Source organism: Fervidicoccaceae archaeon, from assembly GCA_038734945.1.
Classification (GTDB): domain Archaea; phylum Thermoproteota; class Thermoprotei_A; order Sulfolobales; family Fervidicoccaceae; genus ARK-14.
Window position 1 is genome coordinate 204,332 of the sequence record JAVYOA010000009.1, and the last position, 16,839, is coordinate 221,170.

The 16,839-nt window shown below is 43.0% G+C and carries 13 protein-coding genes; 10 read left to right on the plus strand and 3 right to left on the minus strand.

The annotated features are described in order from the left end of the window. Positions 1–77: 77 nt before the first annotated feature. A complete protein-coding gene (locus QXR92_05460) occupies positions 78–2,786 on the plus strand; it encodes a DNA-directed DNA polymerase I (protein MEM0319447.1) in 2,709 nt (902 codons plus the stop codon). An 11-nt stretch (positions 2,787–2,797) separates the two neighbouring features. On the opposite strand, the gene QXR92_05465 is transcribed toward QXR92_05460, so the two are convergent. Together QXR92_05465 and QXR92_05470 are read right to left on the minus strand one after the other, a co-directional pair. Further along, positions 2,798–3,883 carry a Xaa-Pro peptidase family protein gene (locus QXR92_05465; GenBank protein MEM0319448.1) on the minus strand — a complete coding sequence of 362 codons (1,086 nt, stop codon included), beginning with the start codon at positions 3,881–3,883 and terminating at the stop codon, positions 2,798–2,800. Positions 3,884–3,946: 63 nt separating this feature from the next. Then, the gene (locus QXR92_05470) at positions 3,947–5,764 is read right to left on the minus strand and encodes an ABC transporter substrate-binding protein (protein MEM0319449.1); all 1,818 of its coding nucleotides are present in this window, start codon (positions 5,762–5,764) and stop codon (positions 3,947–3,949) included. Positions 5,765–5,906: 142 nt separating this feature from the next. Here QXR92_05470 and QXR92_05475 point away from each other — a divergent pair, with 142 nt between their 5' ends. Genes QXR92_05475 through QXR92_05500 form a run of 6 tightly spaced genes read left to right on the plus strand, consistent with a single transcriptional unit; the run spans position 5,907 to position 13,677 of the window. Next, positions 5,907–8,009: a hydantoinase/oxoprolinase family protein gene (locus QXR92_05475; protein MEM0319450.1), complete on the plus strand. Its 2,103-nt coding sequence runs from the start codon at positions 5,907–5,909 to the stop codon at positions 8,007–8,009. Beyond that, positions 8,006–9,757 carry a hydantoinase B/oxoprolinase family protein gene (locus tag QXR92_05480; protein MEM0319451.1) on the plus strand — a complete coding sequence of 584 codons (1,752 nt, stop codon included), beginning with the start codon at positions 8,006–8,008 and terminating at the stop codon, positions 9,755–9,757. The genes QXR92_05475 and QXR92_05480 overlap by 4 nt, the downstream gene beginning before the upstream one ends. Further along, entirely contained in the window at positions 9,754–10,779 is a 1,026-nt protein-coding gene (locus QXR92_05485) for an ABC transporter permease (GenBank protein MEM0319452.1), read from the plus strand. The genes QXR92_05480 and QXR92_05485 overlap by 4 nt, the downstream gene beginning before the upstream one ends. Positions 10,780–10,787: 8 nt before the next feature. Continuing rightward, positions 10,788–11,669: an ABC transporter permease gene (locus tag QXR92_05490; GenBank protein ID MEM0319453.1), complete on the plus strand. Its 882-nt coding sequence runs from the start codon at positions 10,788–10,790 to the stop codon at positions 11,667–11,669. A 12-nt stretch (positions 11,670–11,681) separates the two neighbouring features. Continuing rightward, a complete protein-coding gene (locus QXR92_05495; GenBank protein ID MEM0319454.1) occupies positions 11,682–12,671 on the plus strand; it encodes an ABC transporter ATP-binding protein in 990 nt (329 codons plus the stop codon). Between the two features lies 1 nt (position 12,672). After that, entirely contained in the window at positions 12,673–13,677 is a 1,005-nt protein-coding gene (locus QXR92_05500) for an ABC transporter ATP-binding protein (GenBank protein MEM0319455.1), read from the plus strand. Here the strand turns inward: QXR92_05500 and QXR92_05505 are convergent. Then, a complete protein-coding gene (locus tag QXR92_05505) occupies positions 13,674–14,459 on the minus strand; it encodes a D-aminoacyl-tRNA deacylase (GenBank protein MEM0319456.1) in 786 nt (261 codons plus the stop codon). The two genes, QXR92_05500 and QXR92_05505, sit on opposite strands and share 4 nt — an antisense overlap. A gap of 61 nt (positions 14,460–14,520) precedes the next feature. Between QXR92_05505 and QXR92_05510 the strand changes: the two genes are divergently transcribed. Genes QXR92_05510 through QXR92_05520 form a run of 3 tightly spaced genes read left to right on the plus strand, consistent with a single transcriptional unit; the run spans position 14,521 to position 16,838 of the window. Beyond that, positions 14,521–15,435 carry a hypothetical protein gene (locus tag QXR92_05510; GenBank protein ID MEM0319457.1) on the plus strand — a complete coding sequence of 305 codons (915 nt, stop codon included), beginning with the start codon at positions 14,521–14,523 and terminating at the stop codon, positions 15,433–15,435. A gap of 1 nt (position 15,436) precedes the next feature. Beyond that, positions 15,437–16,057, plus strand: a complete 621-nt coding sequence (locus tag QXR92_05515) for a DUF447 family protein (GenBank protein ID MEM0319458.1) — start codon at positions 15,437–15,439, stop codon at positions 16,055–16,057. Continuing rightward, a complete protein-coding gene (locus QXR92_05520) occupies positions 16,032–16,838 on the plus strand; it encodes a triphosphoribosyl-dephospho-CoA synthase (protein MEM0319459.1) in 807 nt (268 codons plus the stop codon). The genes QXR92_05515 and QXR92_05520 overlap by 26 nt, the downstream gene beginning before the upstream one ends. The last annotated feature ends 1 nt before the right edge of the window (position 16,839 follow it).

A 16,839-nucleotide genomic window follows, 5' to 3' on the forward strand; every position in this document is an offset into this window, starting at 1 on the left:
ATGAGAAAATAAACAATCTTTGTAAAAGCAATATTAGAGAGAAAATTAAGATCTGCTTATTGAAAGGTAAAGGCAAAATGACCTATGCTGCTAAGAAAAAAAGAAACAACACCACCCTCATGGATTTCATCAGGAAAGATGAAGAGAAAAAAATAGGAGGAGATGCCAAAGCAATAGCAATGGAACTAGCTAACAGCAGCAAGGAAAAAAGCAACTCTCCTTCTGCAATTGAATCTAAAAATGAAGAGAAAAATGAGAGAGGCAAATTTATAGTTTGGTTCAGCATTGTAGATGAGGCCATTGTGGAGGAAGGGCATCTTCTATCATATTACTATGACCCAGATAGAAATGCTGCTCTTCTATGCTTCTATGACGAGAAGAGGAAGAGATTGGCATATTGGTACGATAAGACCCAGCATAAGCCGTACTTCATTGTAGCAGAAGAACCTGAAGAAGTGGAAAGAAAACTGCTCAGAGAAAAATCAAAGGAAGCAGTTTATGCTATCGAGAGAATTGAGAAGATTAATCCTCTAACTATGAAGAGAGAGAAGTTCACAAAGATAGTAGTTAATGACCCACTGGCTGTGAGAGAGCTTAGAGGAATTTTCAAGGAAAGTTGGGAAAGCAAGATAAAATATCATCAGAACTTCATTTATGACAGAGGGCTCATACCAGGATATAAATACAAAGTCAGTGGAAAAACTCTCTCTCCAGTTGAGGTAAGCATCTCATCTAAGGATGAGCTCAAGAAGGTCTTCGAGGGGGAGAGCGAGGAGGTCAAGAGGTTTGCTGAGGAATTGAGCACACTGTTTGAGCTTTCCCCTCCTCTTCCCTCGATGGTGGCAATTGACGTTGAAGTCTTTTCCCCATATGCAAATAGACTACCTAATGTTGCTACTGCCCCATACCCAATACTCTCAATAGCTTTAGTTGGCAATGATGGTAGGAAAAAAGTCCTTGCCCTCGCATATCCGCATGCTTCAAAATCTCCAATTAGAAGCAGGATATCAGCTGATGCTGACATTGAAGTATTCGACAGCGAGCGCGCAATGCTCCTTGAGGCCTTTAGAATAATTGGACAGTATCAAGTTATTTATTCCTACAACGGAGACAACTTCGACTTGCCTTATATGAGGAATAGAGCAAGAGTTCTCGGTTTTAAACCGCAAGAGGTTCCAATAAAGGAATTTCAAGAATACTATACATTGAAAGGAGGAATACACATAGATCTCTACAAGGTCTTCGAAAACAAAGCCCTTAAAACTTATGCATTCGGTGGAAATTACAGAGAGAACACCCTTGACAGTGTGGCTCAAAGCATTATAGGAATTGGAAAGGTTAAGATCGACGAAAATCCAGGCATGCTGGGAATATCAAAGCTGATTGAGTACAACCTAAGAGATGCCGAGATAACTCTTTCTCTGGCAACATGGAAAAGTAATTTAACGTGGAAACTTCTGATTCTTCTCTCCCGTCTCACGAAGACTGGAATTGAGGAGCTGAGCAGAACACAGATAAGCAACTGGATAAGAAACATGCTCTATTGGGAGCACAGAAGGAGGAACTATCTAATACCTAGACAGGAAGATATCCTGCAGTACAAAAGAGAAATAAAGAGCAAGGCCGTCATAAAGGGAAAGAAATACGCTGGAGCAATAGTACTGGATCCCCCTGTGGGAGTATTTTTCAATATTCTTGTTCTTGACTTTGCAAGTCTGTATCCATCTATAATGAAGGTATGGAATCTGAGCTATGAGACTGTGAACCCCTCATATGATTGTAAGAATAAGAAGGAGATTCCAGATGTGAAACATGTTGTATGCATGGATAAAAAGGGGATGACCTCCCTCATAATAGGGACGATGAGAGATCTGAGAGTAAAAGTTTATAAGAAGAAAGGCAAGGAGAAAGGTCTCAGCGCTGAGCAAAAAGAATGGTACAATGCTGTTCAATCGGCATTGAAGGTACTTCTGAATGCCAGCTATGGCGTGTTTGGAAGCGATGCTTTCTCTCTTTATGCACCTCCAGTGGCTGAGAGCGTGACAGCAATTGGAAGGTTCACGATTATGAGCACAATAAAGAAGGCCGTTTCTCTTGGTCTGAAGGTTCTCTACGGCGACACCGATAGCATGTTCATATGGAATCCTGAAAAGGAATCTTTGTCAAGGCTGATAAGCGAGGTAGAGAAGGAATTTTCTTTGGACTTGGATGTTGACAAGGAATTCAGATATGTTGCTTTTTCTGGCCTGAAGAAGAACTATCTCGCAGTAACACCCGGAGACGAGATTGTCATAAAGGGACTGCTTGGAAAGAAAAGGAACCAGCCTGAATTTCTCAAGAACTCTTTTAACGAAGTAATATCATTGCTGAAGGAGATAAAAGCTCCAAGCGACTTCACAAAAGTACACGAGCAAATAAGAGGAAAAGTGAAGGATATATATAGAAAGCTCAAAGGCATGGGATTCATGCTAGACGAATTGGCATTCAATGTTATGCTCAATAAGGACATTGATGGTTATGTCAAGAATACCCCGCAGCACGTTAAGGCTGCTATGCTACTGAAGAACTTCGATAAAAAGCTCGTCAAGGGGGACATAATCTCTTATGTCAAGGTAAAGGGAAAAGATGGAGTAAAGCCCGTTTCCCTAGCAAAGCTCTCAGAAGTCGATGTTGACAAATATTTAGAAATAACGAAGACAACGTTCGAGCAGGTGCTTCGAACAATAAACATTAGCTGGGAAGATATCGAGGGAATGGCAAGGCTCGAGAGCTTCTTTAATAAATAGCTTTCAGGACTTTATAAGATTCTGAGCTCCAGGGGATACTCTCCGACCAGATCGATCCCTTTCTTCCAAGCAATCAGATCCACCTCGAGCCTGATGCCGAATTTTCCTGCATAATACACTCCTGGCTCAACAGTGAAAACGCTTCTCTCTTCTATTGTATCCAACGATGCTGGTGCTATGTTTGGGAGCTCATGAACTTCTATTCCCAATCCATGGCCTGTTCTGTGAGTGAAGAAATTTTCCATCCCATTTCTTCTAATTTCCTCTCTCACAGCCGAATCCACAACATTTCCCTGGAGTCCAACCTTGACTGAGCTCATTCCCTTCTCTACTGCACTACTCACAACTTCAAATGTTCTCCTTACTTCCTCACTGGGTTCCCCTAAGGAATAGACTCTTGTCAAGTCGGCATAATATCCATCGACTGAGAGAGCCAAATCGAGCAATACCAAATCACCCCTCTTCATAACCCTATCAGAATATTCATGGTGAGGAAGAGCAGTGTTTGGTCCGCTCTGAACAGAGAAGAGCTGCGATTCATCGGCACCAAGCTTACTTGAGAGGAGAATTAAATTCATGTAAACTTCAGCTTCAGTTACCCCCTCAGAAATCATGCTTTCTGCCTCCTTGAAAAGTCTATCCAATATTGAAGAGGCTTTTACTATGCTCTCCAGCTCATAGTCATCCTTTTTCATTCTCTCATATAGGATAGCTTCTTTGGCGCTAACCAGGGAAAAATCCGAAAGTACCCTCGCAACGCTGAAGTAGGTATCAATATTCATATTCGGATCTAGACCAATTTTGTCCTTGCTCCTTATCCCTAAGGACCTTGTTTCTGGAGAGAGAAAAAAGAAGGGATCTTCGCCATCCTTATATAAAATAGTATCCCCACAGTTTATGTCAGCGATTCTCTCTTCTTCAAATTTTGGAGCTACAACTAGACAGTCATCTCTCGTTGCCAAGAGAAGCAACGGTCTCTCAAAGCTTTTTATATTTTTTCCCGTCAGATAGAAAAAGTTAGGACCTGCTACTACTAAAACTGCAGAGAGATCGTGAGAGAGAATCCGTCTCGCTCTAGCCTTTTCAAATCCAACCAACTTTTAACCCTCTCTCTTAACATCCAATAAGATAACTTCATCTTTAATTAAAAGGATAAAAAACTAATTTATTCTGCCCTTCTGAATAGCAGTTACCAGGAAGGCTGACATATATAGAAGAGAGGAAAGCACTGCTATCAATGCTATTTCCACCTGACTCAAGGACTTGGTAGCAGTAGTAGTTCCAGAAAGCAACTCTGCTCTCTTCTCTGGGAAAACCTGTATGGTCCTGAGATCAATGGAATATCCATAGAGCATTACGCCTTCTCCTCTTGCCTGTGGCCAATCAACATAGTAGCTTTGATATGCGTGCTTTTCTAGCTGCTCAAATGTAAATATGGTTGGGACCAAATCTATTATGTACTGCTGAATTTGATAGTACTTCTGATATCTTTCAGTTTGATTTATAGTTCTCAGAGCATCCATTATCATTGAATCTAACTTTGTGTCCATCAGCCACTCATTCTGCTCCCACGTCCCTAGGCTCTGACTCGAATATCTTGCAAGGAGCAAAGGACCGATATCATAAATAACTGGACCATCAAAAATTGAGACGATGTTGGGGGAAGTTGATAAGTTTGCCATTTCCTGCACTACTGAGAGCCATGGCTTCTTCACAACGTTGACTGTTATCCCGAGCTGTTGCATATTTGCTTTGAAGAGTAGGGCAACTTTTTCTTCATCTGGAACTTCTGCTACCCAATGATATTCTACGGGATACTTGTCCAGCTGTCCATAGTACTTGCTCTGCTTAAGTGCTTCAAGAGCCTTCTCTGGATTGTATGTATAACAAGTTGCATTAGGGAGAGAACCGGGGAGACTCGGAGCAATAGGCCCGCAGGCTCTTGGGCTTCCTGGAAATATCTGATTGATAACTGTGTTGTAATCGAATCCCCATGCCATTGCTTTCCTGAAGTTTATGTCATCAGTTGGTGGAAGCTTTGTATTAAGCATGAGATAGAAGACGTCTCCAGAGGGGATGTTGGCTATACTTATTCCAGCAACATTAGAAAGGAAATCGTAGTTCTCCTTTGGTTGCCATTGATCACTTATCTCCAGCTCTCTCTTCATCATCAAGGTTCTAATAGTTGATGGATCCGTAGTGCCTATGAAGATAGCTGTATCTGGGGAGTTTGGTTTGAGACCTGCCCAGTACTTGTCGAATTTCTGAAGAATTATCTGCGATTCGAGCTGAAAGCTTTTGACCATATATGGCCCACTCCCTGCATCATGCGTGAGAAGCCAGTTCCTTCCGTAATCTCCATATTGACCATAATTGTACTGAGTACTATTGTAAATTATATGCTGCATGACCAGCTTGCTGTTTAAAATGTAGAATCTGGTAAGAGAGTCGAGAAATGGACCATAGGGGGCCTTCAGCTTGAAAACTACAGTATAGTTGTCGATCGCACTTACAGAATCGACATATGGGAGGAAGAGATAGGAGAAACCCTCCTTAATTGTCAATAGTCTGTTCATGCTGAAGACAACATCGTTGGCTGTGAGCTCAGAACCATCATGAAACAGTATACCCTTCCTTATGTGAAATGTCCAAGTTAGACCATCACTGCTAACATTCCAGCTTTCTGCTACCCATGGTATGACTCCTCCTCCTGGTTTGGGATATACGAGTGGATCATATAGGTTGTTTATAGTTGTTGCACTTGCGTAGTCATTTCCCACTGCTGGATCAATATAGTTTGGCCATGCAAATGAGACTCTGAGAACGCTGCCTCCTGTTGGTTGGGTTGTGGTGTTTGAAACCGCAGTATTAGTAGTGGTTGTAGTTTGCTGGCCCCCTCTGTTGATTACGAGCAATGTAGCAGCTATGACAATTACAACTGCCAGGGCAACACCAAGAATTAACTTTGAAGAAGGCATCCAGAATATCACCTGCTCTTTAAAGTTCTGTAATGGGATAATCCATATAGTATTTAAATTTAATGTTACAATTAGAACATTTTTTTAAAATTATTCTAATTAATTTATAATATAAAAAACATTTAAAAGTGTTTTATCCCACATGCATAAAAGTCAACTCGGAGGTCACTTCAATTTGCTCTCTAAACCCATCAGAATAGGAGTCGATATTGGGGGCGCATTCACGGATCTTGTAGCCTACAACGAGGAGACAGGAGAGCTTACATGGAAAAAGGTCGAGACCACCCCAAACGACCCATCTGAAGGAGTGATTGAAGCGATCGTGAAGAGCGGAATAGACATTTCCAAGGCCTATGCATTCATCCACGGTCAAACTCTCGTCATAAATACCATCTTGACAAGAAGCGGTGCGAAGGTTGGGCTACTTACTACCAAAGGATTCAGAGATGTTCTCGAACTACAGAGATCCAATAGGAGGGATATGTACAACTTCAGATACAGAAAGCCAGAACCATTTGTCCCCAGATACCTCAGGAGAGAAATTAGCGAGAGGATTTCGAGCGATGGATCAGTGATAACTCCTCTTAACGAAAATGAACTGAGAAAGGAGGTTGAAGTCTTGTTGAGAGAAGGAGTAGAATCGATAGCAATATCCTTCTTCAACTCATATGCTAATCCAAAGCATGAAAAGGAAGCGATGTATTGGATAAAGTCAAACTATCCAGAGATCCCTGTAACAACAAGCTATGATATTACTAGAGAATGGAGAGAGTATGAAAGAACTTCAACAGCAGTATTGAACGCGTATGTGAAGCCAAAAATGAAGAGATATCTGGAGAAACTGGAAAAATCCCTGAAGTCCTTGGGCTTTCTTGGAACTTCATATGCAATGCTGAGCAATGGAGGGATGGGTACTTTTTCCTATGTGGCAGAATATCCTATTACCAGCGTTGAGTCAGGACCTGTCGCCGGAGTTATTGGCGCTATTCAGATAGCAAAGTTGGTAGGAGAGAGAAATATCATAGCACTTGACGGAGGTAGTACGACGACCAAAGCAAGTTTGGTTGAAGGACTGGTTCCAAAGGTAACTACTGAGTACTTCGTGGAGAGGGATCGATGGAGAGCCGGCTATCCAATTCGCGTTCCAGTTGTCGAAACCGTTGAGGTTGGAAGCGGTGGAACTAGCATAGCTTGGATAGATGAAATTGGCAACCTGAGGGTTGGGCCAAAAGCAGCAGGCGCCCTCCCCGGTCCTGCTTGCTACATGAAAGGAGGAACCGAGCCCACAGTTACCGATGCTTACGTGGTAGCTGGCATTTTGAATCCAAGCTATTTGTTGGCTGGTGAGCTGAAGATTAGCAGGGAAGCTGCCATACAGGCAGTCAACAAAATAGCAACTTTCTTCAATGTATCAACCGAAGAAGCCGCTTGGGGAATAATCAGGATAGCGAATGAGAATGCTTCCAACATTATAAGAATAATAAGCATACAGAAGGGGTATGATCCCAGGGATTTTGCATTAGTAGCATATGGAGGTTCTGGCCCTCTATTTGCTCCATTCATCGCGAGAGAGCTTGAAATAAGGAAAATAATAGTTCCAGCGATACCTCCAGGAGTGTTTTCAGCTTGGGGTCTGCTCGCTACTGATATTAGGCATGATGCAGTGAAAACCGATGTTGTGCCCCTTGTTGAGGAAAAAACAGAGAAAATAGAGGAGAGCTTCAGAGAGCTAGAAGAAAGTCTGTACAATATATTTGAGCAAGAAGGACTTAAGGGGAGAGAGGTAGTTATTGTAAGGAATGCTGATCTAAGATATTACGGCCAAGAGCACACTGTAAAAGTCACATTACCGTTCAAAAAAATTGAGAAGAACGACATTGAAAGAATAAGAAAAATATTTCACGAAGCACATAGGAAAGAGTATGAGTTCTCCCTCCCAGACAATCCAATTGAGATAGTTAATTTCCACGTTACGGGCTATGTCATTGTAAAGAAGGTTCAGCTATCCGAAATAAAAGATACAAGAGCGTCTACTCTAGAGGAAGCAGTTTCCGGCGAAAGGAAAGCATTCGTAGATGGCGAAACAATCAGCATCCCCGTTTACTACAAACCACTTATTCCTCCAGAGAAGGATATATTCGGACCGGCTATTATTGAGGATCCAACCTCAACTATGCTGGTTCTGAGGGAAATGAAAGTACACTCGGACAAATACGGGAATCTGATAGCGAGGTGGTTGCAATGATTGATCCTTTCACATTGGAAATTCTGAAGAGGAATCTAGTAGTATCAGCTGAGGAAATGTTCTATGCTTTTGGCAGAACTGCAATGAGTCCCGTAATATACGAAGTCCTGGACTATGCTGTTGGAATAGCAGATAGCAAGGGAGAACTTGTGGCCCAAGCTCCAGGAGTCCCAGGCTTTTCCGGTGTTCTGGATTTCGTAGCAGCTGAAGTGCTAAGAAAATTTGGAAGAGACTTGAAAGAAGGAGACGTCATAGCGAGCAATGTTCCCTACGAATCAGGAACCCACCTGAACGATGTGGCCTTAACTCTGCCAGTATTTCATAAAGATGAGCTCATAGCGCTAGTCATCAACAAAGGTCACTGGAGCGAGGTCGGCGGAATGCACTTCGGTAGTTGGACAAGCGACAGCACAGAGATCTTCCAGGAAGGGCTTCTACTTCCCTCAATAAAGATCTACTCAGAGGGAAAACCAAACAGAGATGTTCTCGATCTGATATTTGCTAACAATAGATTGCCTAGACTCACGAGAGGAGATATGGAAGCTCAGATCGCTAGCATGAGAGTAGCAGCAAGAAGAATAAAAGGACTAATTGAAAAGTACGGAATAGATTCTGTCAGGCTGGCAATGAGAAAGATCCTGGATGATGGGGAGAGAGCTGCTAAGCTAAAGCTAAGGGAGCTCCCAAAGGGCACCTTCGAAGCCGAAGATTACATAGACGACGATGGGTTTGGAAATAGCGAAGTTTATGTTAAAGTAAGAGTTACAATAGATGAGGAAAAATTTGTAGCTGACTTCACAGGCAGCAGCCAGCAGGTCAAGGGGTCAATAAACAGTCCATATCCAGCAACAGTATCAGCAGTGAGAGAGACCTACATGGCTGTAACTGATCCTCATGCTGAGCCTAACGGGGGATTCTTCAGGCCAATAAGAGTAATAGCACCAAAGGGCAGCATCTTCAATCCAGTTTTTCCTGCTCCAACATCTACCTATTGGGAAAGCATGGCCTATGCCACCGATCTTGTCTGGAAGGCTCTTGCCCCACACATACCTCAGAAGCTCTCAGCAGGACACTTCCTCTCAATCTTAGCTACGATACTAGGAGGAATTGATGATAGAACAGGGGAACCATTCGCTATTGTAGAGCCTCAGCCGGGAGGATGGGGAGCATGGGATGGAGGGGATGGAGAAAGTGGACTAGTTGCATGTGGTGACGGAGAAACCTACATTGCTAGCAACGAAGTTTATGAGAGAAGGCATCCGATAAGAGTGGAGAGATTCGAGCTCAATGTTTCCGATGGAACAGGTCATGGAAAGTATAGAGGAGGTTTTGGAGTAATAAAGGACTACAGAGTTCTATCGAGCAAAGCATATTTAACTCTCTCCATTGGTAGGAGCAAGTTCCCACCATGGGGTGTAAATGGTGGGATGCAGGGCACTCCAAACTATGCTGTGATTATTGGGAAGGACGGCAGTGAGAGAAAAGTCAGGAGGATTGCTAATCATGAGATGCAGAAAGGAGAGCTTGTAAGTTTGAGAAGTGGGGGAGGAGGTGGATGGGGAGATCCTCTTGAGAGGGATCCAAGGTTAGTAGCTATGGATGTTAAGAATGAGTACATAACCTTAGAAACTGCGAGGGAAGTCTACGGTGTAGTGCTCAATCCAACAACCCTTGAGGTGGATTTTGAACTAACTGATAGACTCAGACAACAGAAGAGAAGGCTAAAGGAAATGGGGGTGGAGAAGTGAGCTGGGTAAAGTATTTACTCAAGAGAGCACTCAGCTTAGCGTTCGTTCTTCTAGGACTTTCCATTCTGATCTTCGTCATATCAAGAGTTTTACCAGGGGATCCCGCTAGGCTAGCGCTTGGACCGAGGGCTAGCGAGGAGGCAGTAGAAGCTCTTAGGAAGCAGCTTCATCTCGATCAACCATATCTAGTTCAGTACTTCTATTGGTTGAAGGACGCTCTGAGTGGAAGCTTGGGACAGTCCCTCTATACATTTAGAGATGTATCTCAGGATATAAGGGAATTTTATCCAGCCACACTTGAATTGGTACTCTATGCTGCCATATTCAATGCAATAGGAGCTATAACATTGGGAGTCCTAGCTGGCAGGCACGCTGGAAAGCTTCTTGACCATATAACTAGAATATTTTCTTATGTAAGTGTTGCCGTTCCCAGCTTTATCTTCGCCATATTATTCCAGCTCATATTTTCCTATTATCTGAACATTTTCCCAGCCTACGGCAGGCTGTCAAACAACATTGCTCCTCCTCATACGATTACAGGTCTCATCACAATAGACTCTCTTTTGACTGGAAACTTTCCAGCATTCATAGATGCTTTGAAGCACTTGCTCCTTCCAAGCATTTCGCTGGCCCTTGGGATGATGGGACAGGAGGCCAGAATAACGAGATCAAGCATTGTAGATAATTCCACTAAGGACTTCATAATCAACATGGAGAGCCACGGCGTGTCGGAGAGGAAGATAATGTTCAAATATCTTTTGAAACCAAGCATCATTCCCACAGTTTCAGTCATGGGTCTTGATGTAGCTGGGACAATAGCAAATGCTTTCCTGGTGGAGACAATTTTCAATTGGCCAGGATTTTCAAGGTATGGAGTCAACGTTATGCTGAGAAAGGACTTGAACGGCATCGTTGGTGTGGTAATGGTAGTCGGCATAACTTTCGCAGTGATAAACCTCCTCGTCGATCTCTTCGTGGCTTACTTAGATCCCAGAATAAGATATTCCGAGGAAGGGAGGTAGCTCTGGAGATGTTGAGCATTATAACGAAGAGAGCAAGCATGGAAAGAAAAGAGGTTCTGAGAAGGAGATGGTATAAATTCAGAAGCAATCCTCTCTCTCTTCTCGGCCTCTTCATTGTATCAACCGTAATCTTTGGGGCTATATTCGCTCCATACATTATCCCATATCCAGAGAGCGTTGGTCTCTACATGAATTTTTCACAGGCATTTCAGCCTCCAAGCCTGAAGCATCCATTTGGAACTGATGACTATGGAAGGGATGTTTTCAGTAGAACAATATATGGCTTCCGCTACAGCCTTCTTCTTGCTGCTGTTGTTCTAAGCATAGTCGTTGTTCCCGGAACTTTGCTTGGGATGATTGCTGGATATTTCAGAGATACAAAGATTGAGCTGGCAATTATGAGAATAACAGACATATTTCTCGGAGTACCCCCATTGATATTAGCATTGGCAATAGCTAGTGTTCTCTCTCCAAATTTAGTGAACTCAATGTTAGCAATTACTCTCATGTGGTGGCCATGGTACACAAGACTAGCATACAGCTCAACTAGTGCAGTTATAAACGAACCATTTGTGAAAGCAGCACAATTGATAGGAGCAGGTCTAAAGCACATACTGTTCAGAGAGATAGCTCCGAACATAATGGGAAGCATACTAACCAAAGTCACTCTGGATGTTGGATGGGTAATTCTGATTGGAGCCAGCTTGAGTTTCCTTGGTCTTGGAGCTCAGCCCCCAACACCAGATTTGGGAACAATGGTTGCAGAGGGAGCAAAGTATCTTCCATATTACTGGTGGATCTCTCTATTCCCAGCAGGTGCTATAGTCTACATAATCCTGGGTTTCAATCTGCTAGGAGACGGTCTGAAGGATGCATTTTTCAGCGAGTGAGGTTGTTGGAAAATGGGAGAAACCCTTCTGGAGATCAAGGGGCTTCACGTCTCATACACAGTGTATGGTCGCAGATATCATGTTCTGAACGGGATAGGACTCAGAGTTGAAAGGGGAGAAAAAGTTGGAATAATTGGAGAAAGCGGATGTGGAAAAACAACAACATTGAAGTCCATATTGAGAATTCTTCCCCAAAATGCTGTAATTGAAGGTGGAGACATTCTCTTCAATTCAAGGAGCATCTTGAAGATGAGTAGAGATGAACTGAGGAAAATCAGGAGAACAAGAATCTCAATGATATTTCAGGATCCTACAGCTGCTCTCAACCCAGTTTTCAGGATAGGGGAGCAGCTTTCCGATATAATAAGAGCAAAGTATGAAGAAGAGGGGAGGCGGATAAACAAGAAGGAGCTACAGCAAGAATCAGAGGAACTCATTAGGCAGGTTATGCTCCCAGAGCCAGAGAGAATACTTCGCAGCTATCCTTTTCAGCTCAGCGGAGGAATGAGGCAGAGGGTTATGATAGCAATGGCACTTGCTTCAGGAAAAGATCTTCTTCTGGCAGATGAGCCAACAACCAATCTAGATGTCACAATTCAGGACCAGATTCTCAAGCTAATTCACAAGATTGTAACTGAAAAAAAGCTCTCAATTGTTCTAGTCTCTCATGCTCTCGGAGCAGTGAGAAGAATGGTGGACAGAGTATATGTTATGTATGCGGGGACTATTGTTGAGGAGGGAAAAACTGAGAAGGTCTTTGGAAATCCTCAGCATCCTTACACTAGAATGCTGCTGGCTAGCGCTCCAAAGCTGAGTGGAGGAGGGATTTCAGAGGGAATTCCTGGAAGAGTTCCTGACTATGCCTCTCCTCCTTTTGGCTGCAGGTTCAATCCCAGGTGTCCCCATGTTATGCCTGCCTGTAGATATAAGCCTCCCAGAATGGTGGAAGTTGAAAATGATCACAGAGTAGCGTGCTATTTATATGATTTGGAGATGAAATAGCATGAGCGAAATTCTCAGCGTTATATCTCTTACAAAGCACTTCAAGACCCCAAAAGGTATAGTTCATGCTGTAGATGACATCACTTTCTCGGTGAAGGAGGGAAGGACACTTGGATTGGTGGGAGAAAGTGGTAGCGGAAAAAGCACTACTGGACATGTTATAGCGGGCATATACCCCCCAACAAGAGGAAAAGTGATTTTCAATGGAGTTGATATAAGCACTGATGCAAGAAGGAGGCCTCTTTTCATTAAGAAGCAAATAGGAATGGTATTTCAGGATCCCAGTACAAGTCTTAATCCAAAGCAAACTATTGAGGAAATTCTATCGCTTCCCCTGAAAGTTCACATGAAGATAACAAGATATGAGGAATTGAGAAAGGCAACAAAGGAACTACTGGAGAAAGTTCAGCTCCCATCAGATTATGTGAGCAGATATCCAAGAGATCTTGGAGGGGGAGAGAGACAGCTAGTAGCTATAGCGAGAGCCCTCGCTAGTGAGCCAAGGCTGATAATTCTCGATGAACCTACCAGTGCTCTGGATGTTAGCGTGCAGGCAAAAATAATCACAACTCTCATGAAGCTCCAGAAGGAAATGGGGCTGACATATATATTCATAACTCATGATTTAAGCCTGATGAGAAACGTAGCTGATGAGGTTGCTATAATGTACCTAGGGAAAATATACGAGCTTTCAGAAACAAGAGAGTTCTTCGAGAGGCCTCTGCATCCATATACAATGATGCTGATTTCCTCAATTCCAACTCTGTCTGAGGAGGAGGAGAAACTCAAGCCACCAGGGATTGAATCGAAAGGAGAGATACCAAGTGCTGTTGATCCACCGAAGGGATGCCGGTTCAACACAAGATGTCCATTTGCTAGTGAAAAATGCAGAGAAATTGAACCTGAATTCGAAGCAGTTAATGGAAGCAGAAAAGTTGCTTGTCACTATTGGAGGGAAATAGCTGGGAAACTGAGAAATCATGGAGGAGGACATAGGAGCGGTTAAAAGTAGTTTACCCTAACTTTTCTCAGCATTGCAGCTTTCTCTATCTGTTCTCTGAATATCCTGTTTCCAGCCTTCTTCTCCACATATGCGCTCTCTATTCCCTCATAGTTTTTGTCGAACATTTCTGAAAGGACCTTCTCGCTCAACCCCTCCCTAATCGCATGCTTAGGCGCTATATGGCCAAAACATACCCCCCTTGTCAAAGTGAGCTCAGTATGCCTTTCACTGTAGTGGCCACCCCCAAATCCAATTGCCTTCTCACATTCAGGCAGGCTATTCTCTGTGAGCAGCTCGTGAGCCTCATAGACTGTTTCGGCTACAAGAAAATGGAGATCTTCCCTTTTCCACATACTTTCATCGCTTCCAATCTCAATGAATGTTATTGGTTTGTTTAGGTTGCTTGGACCATGATGCGTAGCTTCATATGTAACTCTCAGCTCTCCCAGCAGTCCAGCCTTCTCAGCCCTCCTTCTCAACCCCTTCAGAAGAAAGCCATTGAGTCTGGGGAAGCTCATTGAGAGCTCTTCCCCCCTTCCTCCAAGAATTGCAGTCTTCAGGAGATTTCCTGTAGAGTGTACAGTCAGACATGGAATCTTCGACTCACTTCTGTGTCTCGATAGAATGAGGAAAGAATCAAATTCCTTGAAATTCTCCAGAAAGCTGAACTCAACAACGCTTTCCGCAAACCCTCTAACAGCTTCATCACCTACCATTCCCTTCAAGCTCTTGGCAATTCCAACTCCAGCTATGTCCTGCTCGCTATATGCATAAAGGATCCTCATCCCGAGCACCTAAGGAAAGCTTTTTTCCCCGAGCTTAAGAGCTTATCCATAAGGATCTAAAATGATAGAGGGTTTTATAGGTAGATTGAAGAGCAGCTATTGGATTGCAAGAACTTACTATGATATATCTGGCAAGAGATTAGTTATCCCAAGATATCTTGAGAAGATGGGCTCTCTTACCGCTATTAAGGAAGCAGAGGAATCAATTTCTATCGCAGAGAAAATTCTTCCAACTGGACTGGAGCTTTCTGAGTGTTTTGGAAGGCTAGTCCCCCTGCTATTTCCCTCTTCATTCGATGAAATCCTGGATCCTAGATCAGGACCGAAAATAAAAAGCGACAAGGTTGCTATGAGAGCCCTTGAGCTCATGAAAAGGCTGAGGGATTTAAGCGGAAGTGAGGATATTGGTGTTACTGGAGGCCTATTGGTGGGAAAAAGGACAGAAGATATAGATATCGTAGTCTATGGAAGAAGAACCTGCGAGCAAATATACGGCATCTTGGAAAGAGAAAATTTACTGGAAAAATATTCTGAGAGAGAAGCTTTTGAGCTCCTTATTAAGAGAGGACAAAAGCCAATAACAATGGAACTTATAGATAGAGAAGCTAGAAAGAGACTTCAGGGCAAGTACAGGGGAATTGATGTCTACATAAGGCTCATTCCAGCAATACCAGAGAAGCCCCTTGAATGCCAAAGAAAAGTGAGAAAGATTGGGGAGGTTGAAAGAAAGGTAAAAATTCTTGATGCCAGAGCAAATTATCTATATCCATGCAAATATATTGCCGAGGAAATCTCAACTGGTGCTAGGATATCAATACAATCCGATAGAGGAAGATTCTGCGAGCTGTTCGAAGAGGATGAGATAGCACTAGTTAAAGGCGAGCTTGAAGTTGTCAGTGAGGAGAACAAGAATGAGCTCTCGATATATTTATGGAGGAAGGAGCACTTCATGATTCCATTTAGGAAGGTTGTTTGAAATGAAGCAGCTATCTTCTCCAGGAAAATGGAGAAACGAACTGAAGGGATTCTATGTGGAATCTCTTGCTCTGCATAGGGCATTGGGAAACAGGCCTGCCTTTCTTGGAGTAAAAATCCTATCTGAGAAAGAAGGAGAAGCAAACGTCTATCCAGGAAGCAGAATTTATTCTTTGCTCCTTTCGAATTTCGGTTTAGTAGAGAAAGAAATTTTCCTCAACTTCACCAGCTCTCCAGGGCTTCTGCTAAATGCTTTTGAGGGCAGCAGAGTGAAGATCCATTGGGAAGAATATCCTCCAAGGATAGAAGGAGCATATATGATTGTCAGAGCTGTCGTAGAATCAGCTGCAATGGGGGATCCTGCTAAAATCATCTTGTCTCTAGAAGAAGAGTGGATAGATGAAAACAGCGTTTTTCCCCTCACGAGAGCTACTGGGTTAATGATTGAAGCTCTAATAGAAGCAAGCAGATTCGACATAGGAAGAAGAGAAGAGAGGATAAGAAATTTCCTTTTCTTCATCGATAGATTGAAGAGGGTTGCCGAAGATGAGACCTTGCTTTCAGCACTTGAGAAAATCGAAGGGAGAGCAAGAAAAAATGAAGAACATCGAGAGAAAGATTGAGAGGGCAATTGCTCTAGCAGTCATGCTGGAACCTACAGGTTGGGGTGTAGCCTTGAACGTTTCGAGGAAAAGAGATCATGACGACAAGAAGCTCCAGGATTTCGTGGTTTTCGGATATGATCTGGGAAGCATGATTATGGAGAAGCTCTACTCCGAGGATGGCAGCGGAAAAGGGTTCACAGAAATTGTTGAAGAGCAGAGCAAAATGTTTGGTACAAACTTAGCTTTTGGAGAGATCTTTTTGCTCTACCTGAATTCCTATGGAGCTCTATTCAATAGCAGCCTGAGTCCGGATACAGCAGCAGAAGGTGGGACAAGCCTTCTATATACAATGGACCCTGAGAACTATATCAAGGCAATAAGAATCTCATCCCCAAGCTTTATTGGAAGATTCTCATCTTCTATTATTCCCTCTGTCCTACAGATGTTTGAAGCAAAGGAAAGAAGAATGAGATTGGTTGATATCTTGAGGCTCAATCCATTTGATCCTGTATCATTTGAGACATCGAGAGGATTTCCATATACGCGATCTCTCTCAGCTAGCTTAGTAAAAAAACTATCTTGTCGAATACCAAGTTCGTCTGCTCTGGATTCTCTATTTTCCAGCCTTTGCTGCATTTTCACAGATTACCTAACTTATAGGAGAAAGGGGATAGAAAGAGCCGAAATCGCCTCAAGAGATTGCTGCTATAGCAATTCGGCAAATGAGTCCCTCGGATCGATCTCAGATCTGGTTGCTTTAACTCTCTTTTACTATTTTCTAAAGTGCTCCGGAGGGTGAG

Bases quoted from the DNA above. Each gene is read 5' to 3' on its own strand.
- QXR92_05510 (MEM0319457.1), top strand. From the start codon at position 14,521: ATGATAGAGGGTTTTATAGGTAGATTGAAGAGCAGCTATTGGATTGCA.
- QXR92_05470 (MEM0319449.1), bottom strand. From the start codon at position 5,764: ATGCCTTCTTCAAAGTTAATTCTTGGTGTTGCCCTGGCAGTTGTAATT.
- QXR92_05520 (MEM0319459.1), top strand. From the start codon at position 16,032: ATGAAGAACATCGAGAGAAAGATTGAGAGGGCAATTGCTCTAGCAGTC.
- QXR92_05490 (MEM0319453.1), top strand. From the start codon at position 10,788: ATGTTGAGCATTATAACGAAGAGAGCAAGCATGGAAAGAAAAGAGGTT.
- QXR92_05505 (MEM0319456.1), bottom strand. From the start codon at position 14,459: ATGAGGATCCTTTATGCATATAGCGAGCAGGACATAGCTGGAGTTGGA.
- QXR92_05475 (MEM0319450.1), top strand. From the start codon at position 5,907: ATGCATAAAAGTCAACTCGGAGGTCACTTCAATTTGCTCTCTAAACCC.
- QXR92_05480 (MEM0319451.1), top strand. From the start codon at position 8,006: ATGATTGATCCTTTCACATTGGAAATTCTGAAGAGGAATCTAGTAGTA.
- QXR92_05495 (MEM0319454.1), top strand. From the start codon at position 11,682: ATGGGAGAAACCCTTCTGGAGATCAAGGGGCTTCACGTCTCATACACA.
- QXR92_05515 (MEM0319458.1), top strand. From the start codon at position 15,437: ATGAAGCAGCTATCTTCTCCAGGAAAATGGAGAAACGAACTGAAGGGA.
- QXR92_05500 (MEM0319455.1), top strand. From the start codon at position 12,673: ATGAGCGAAATTCTCAGCGTTATATCTCTTACAAAGCACTTCAAGACC.
- QXR92_05460 (MEM0319447.1), top strand. From the start codon at position 78: ATGACCTATGCTGCTAAGAAAAAAAGAAACAACACCACCCTCATGGAT.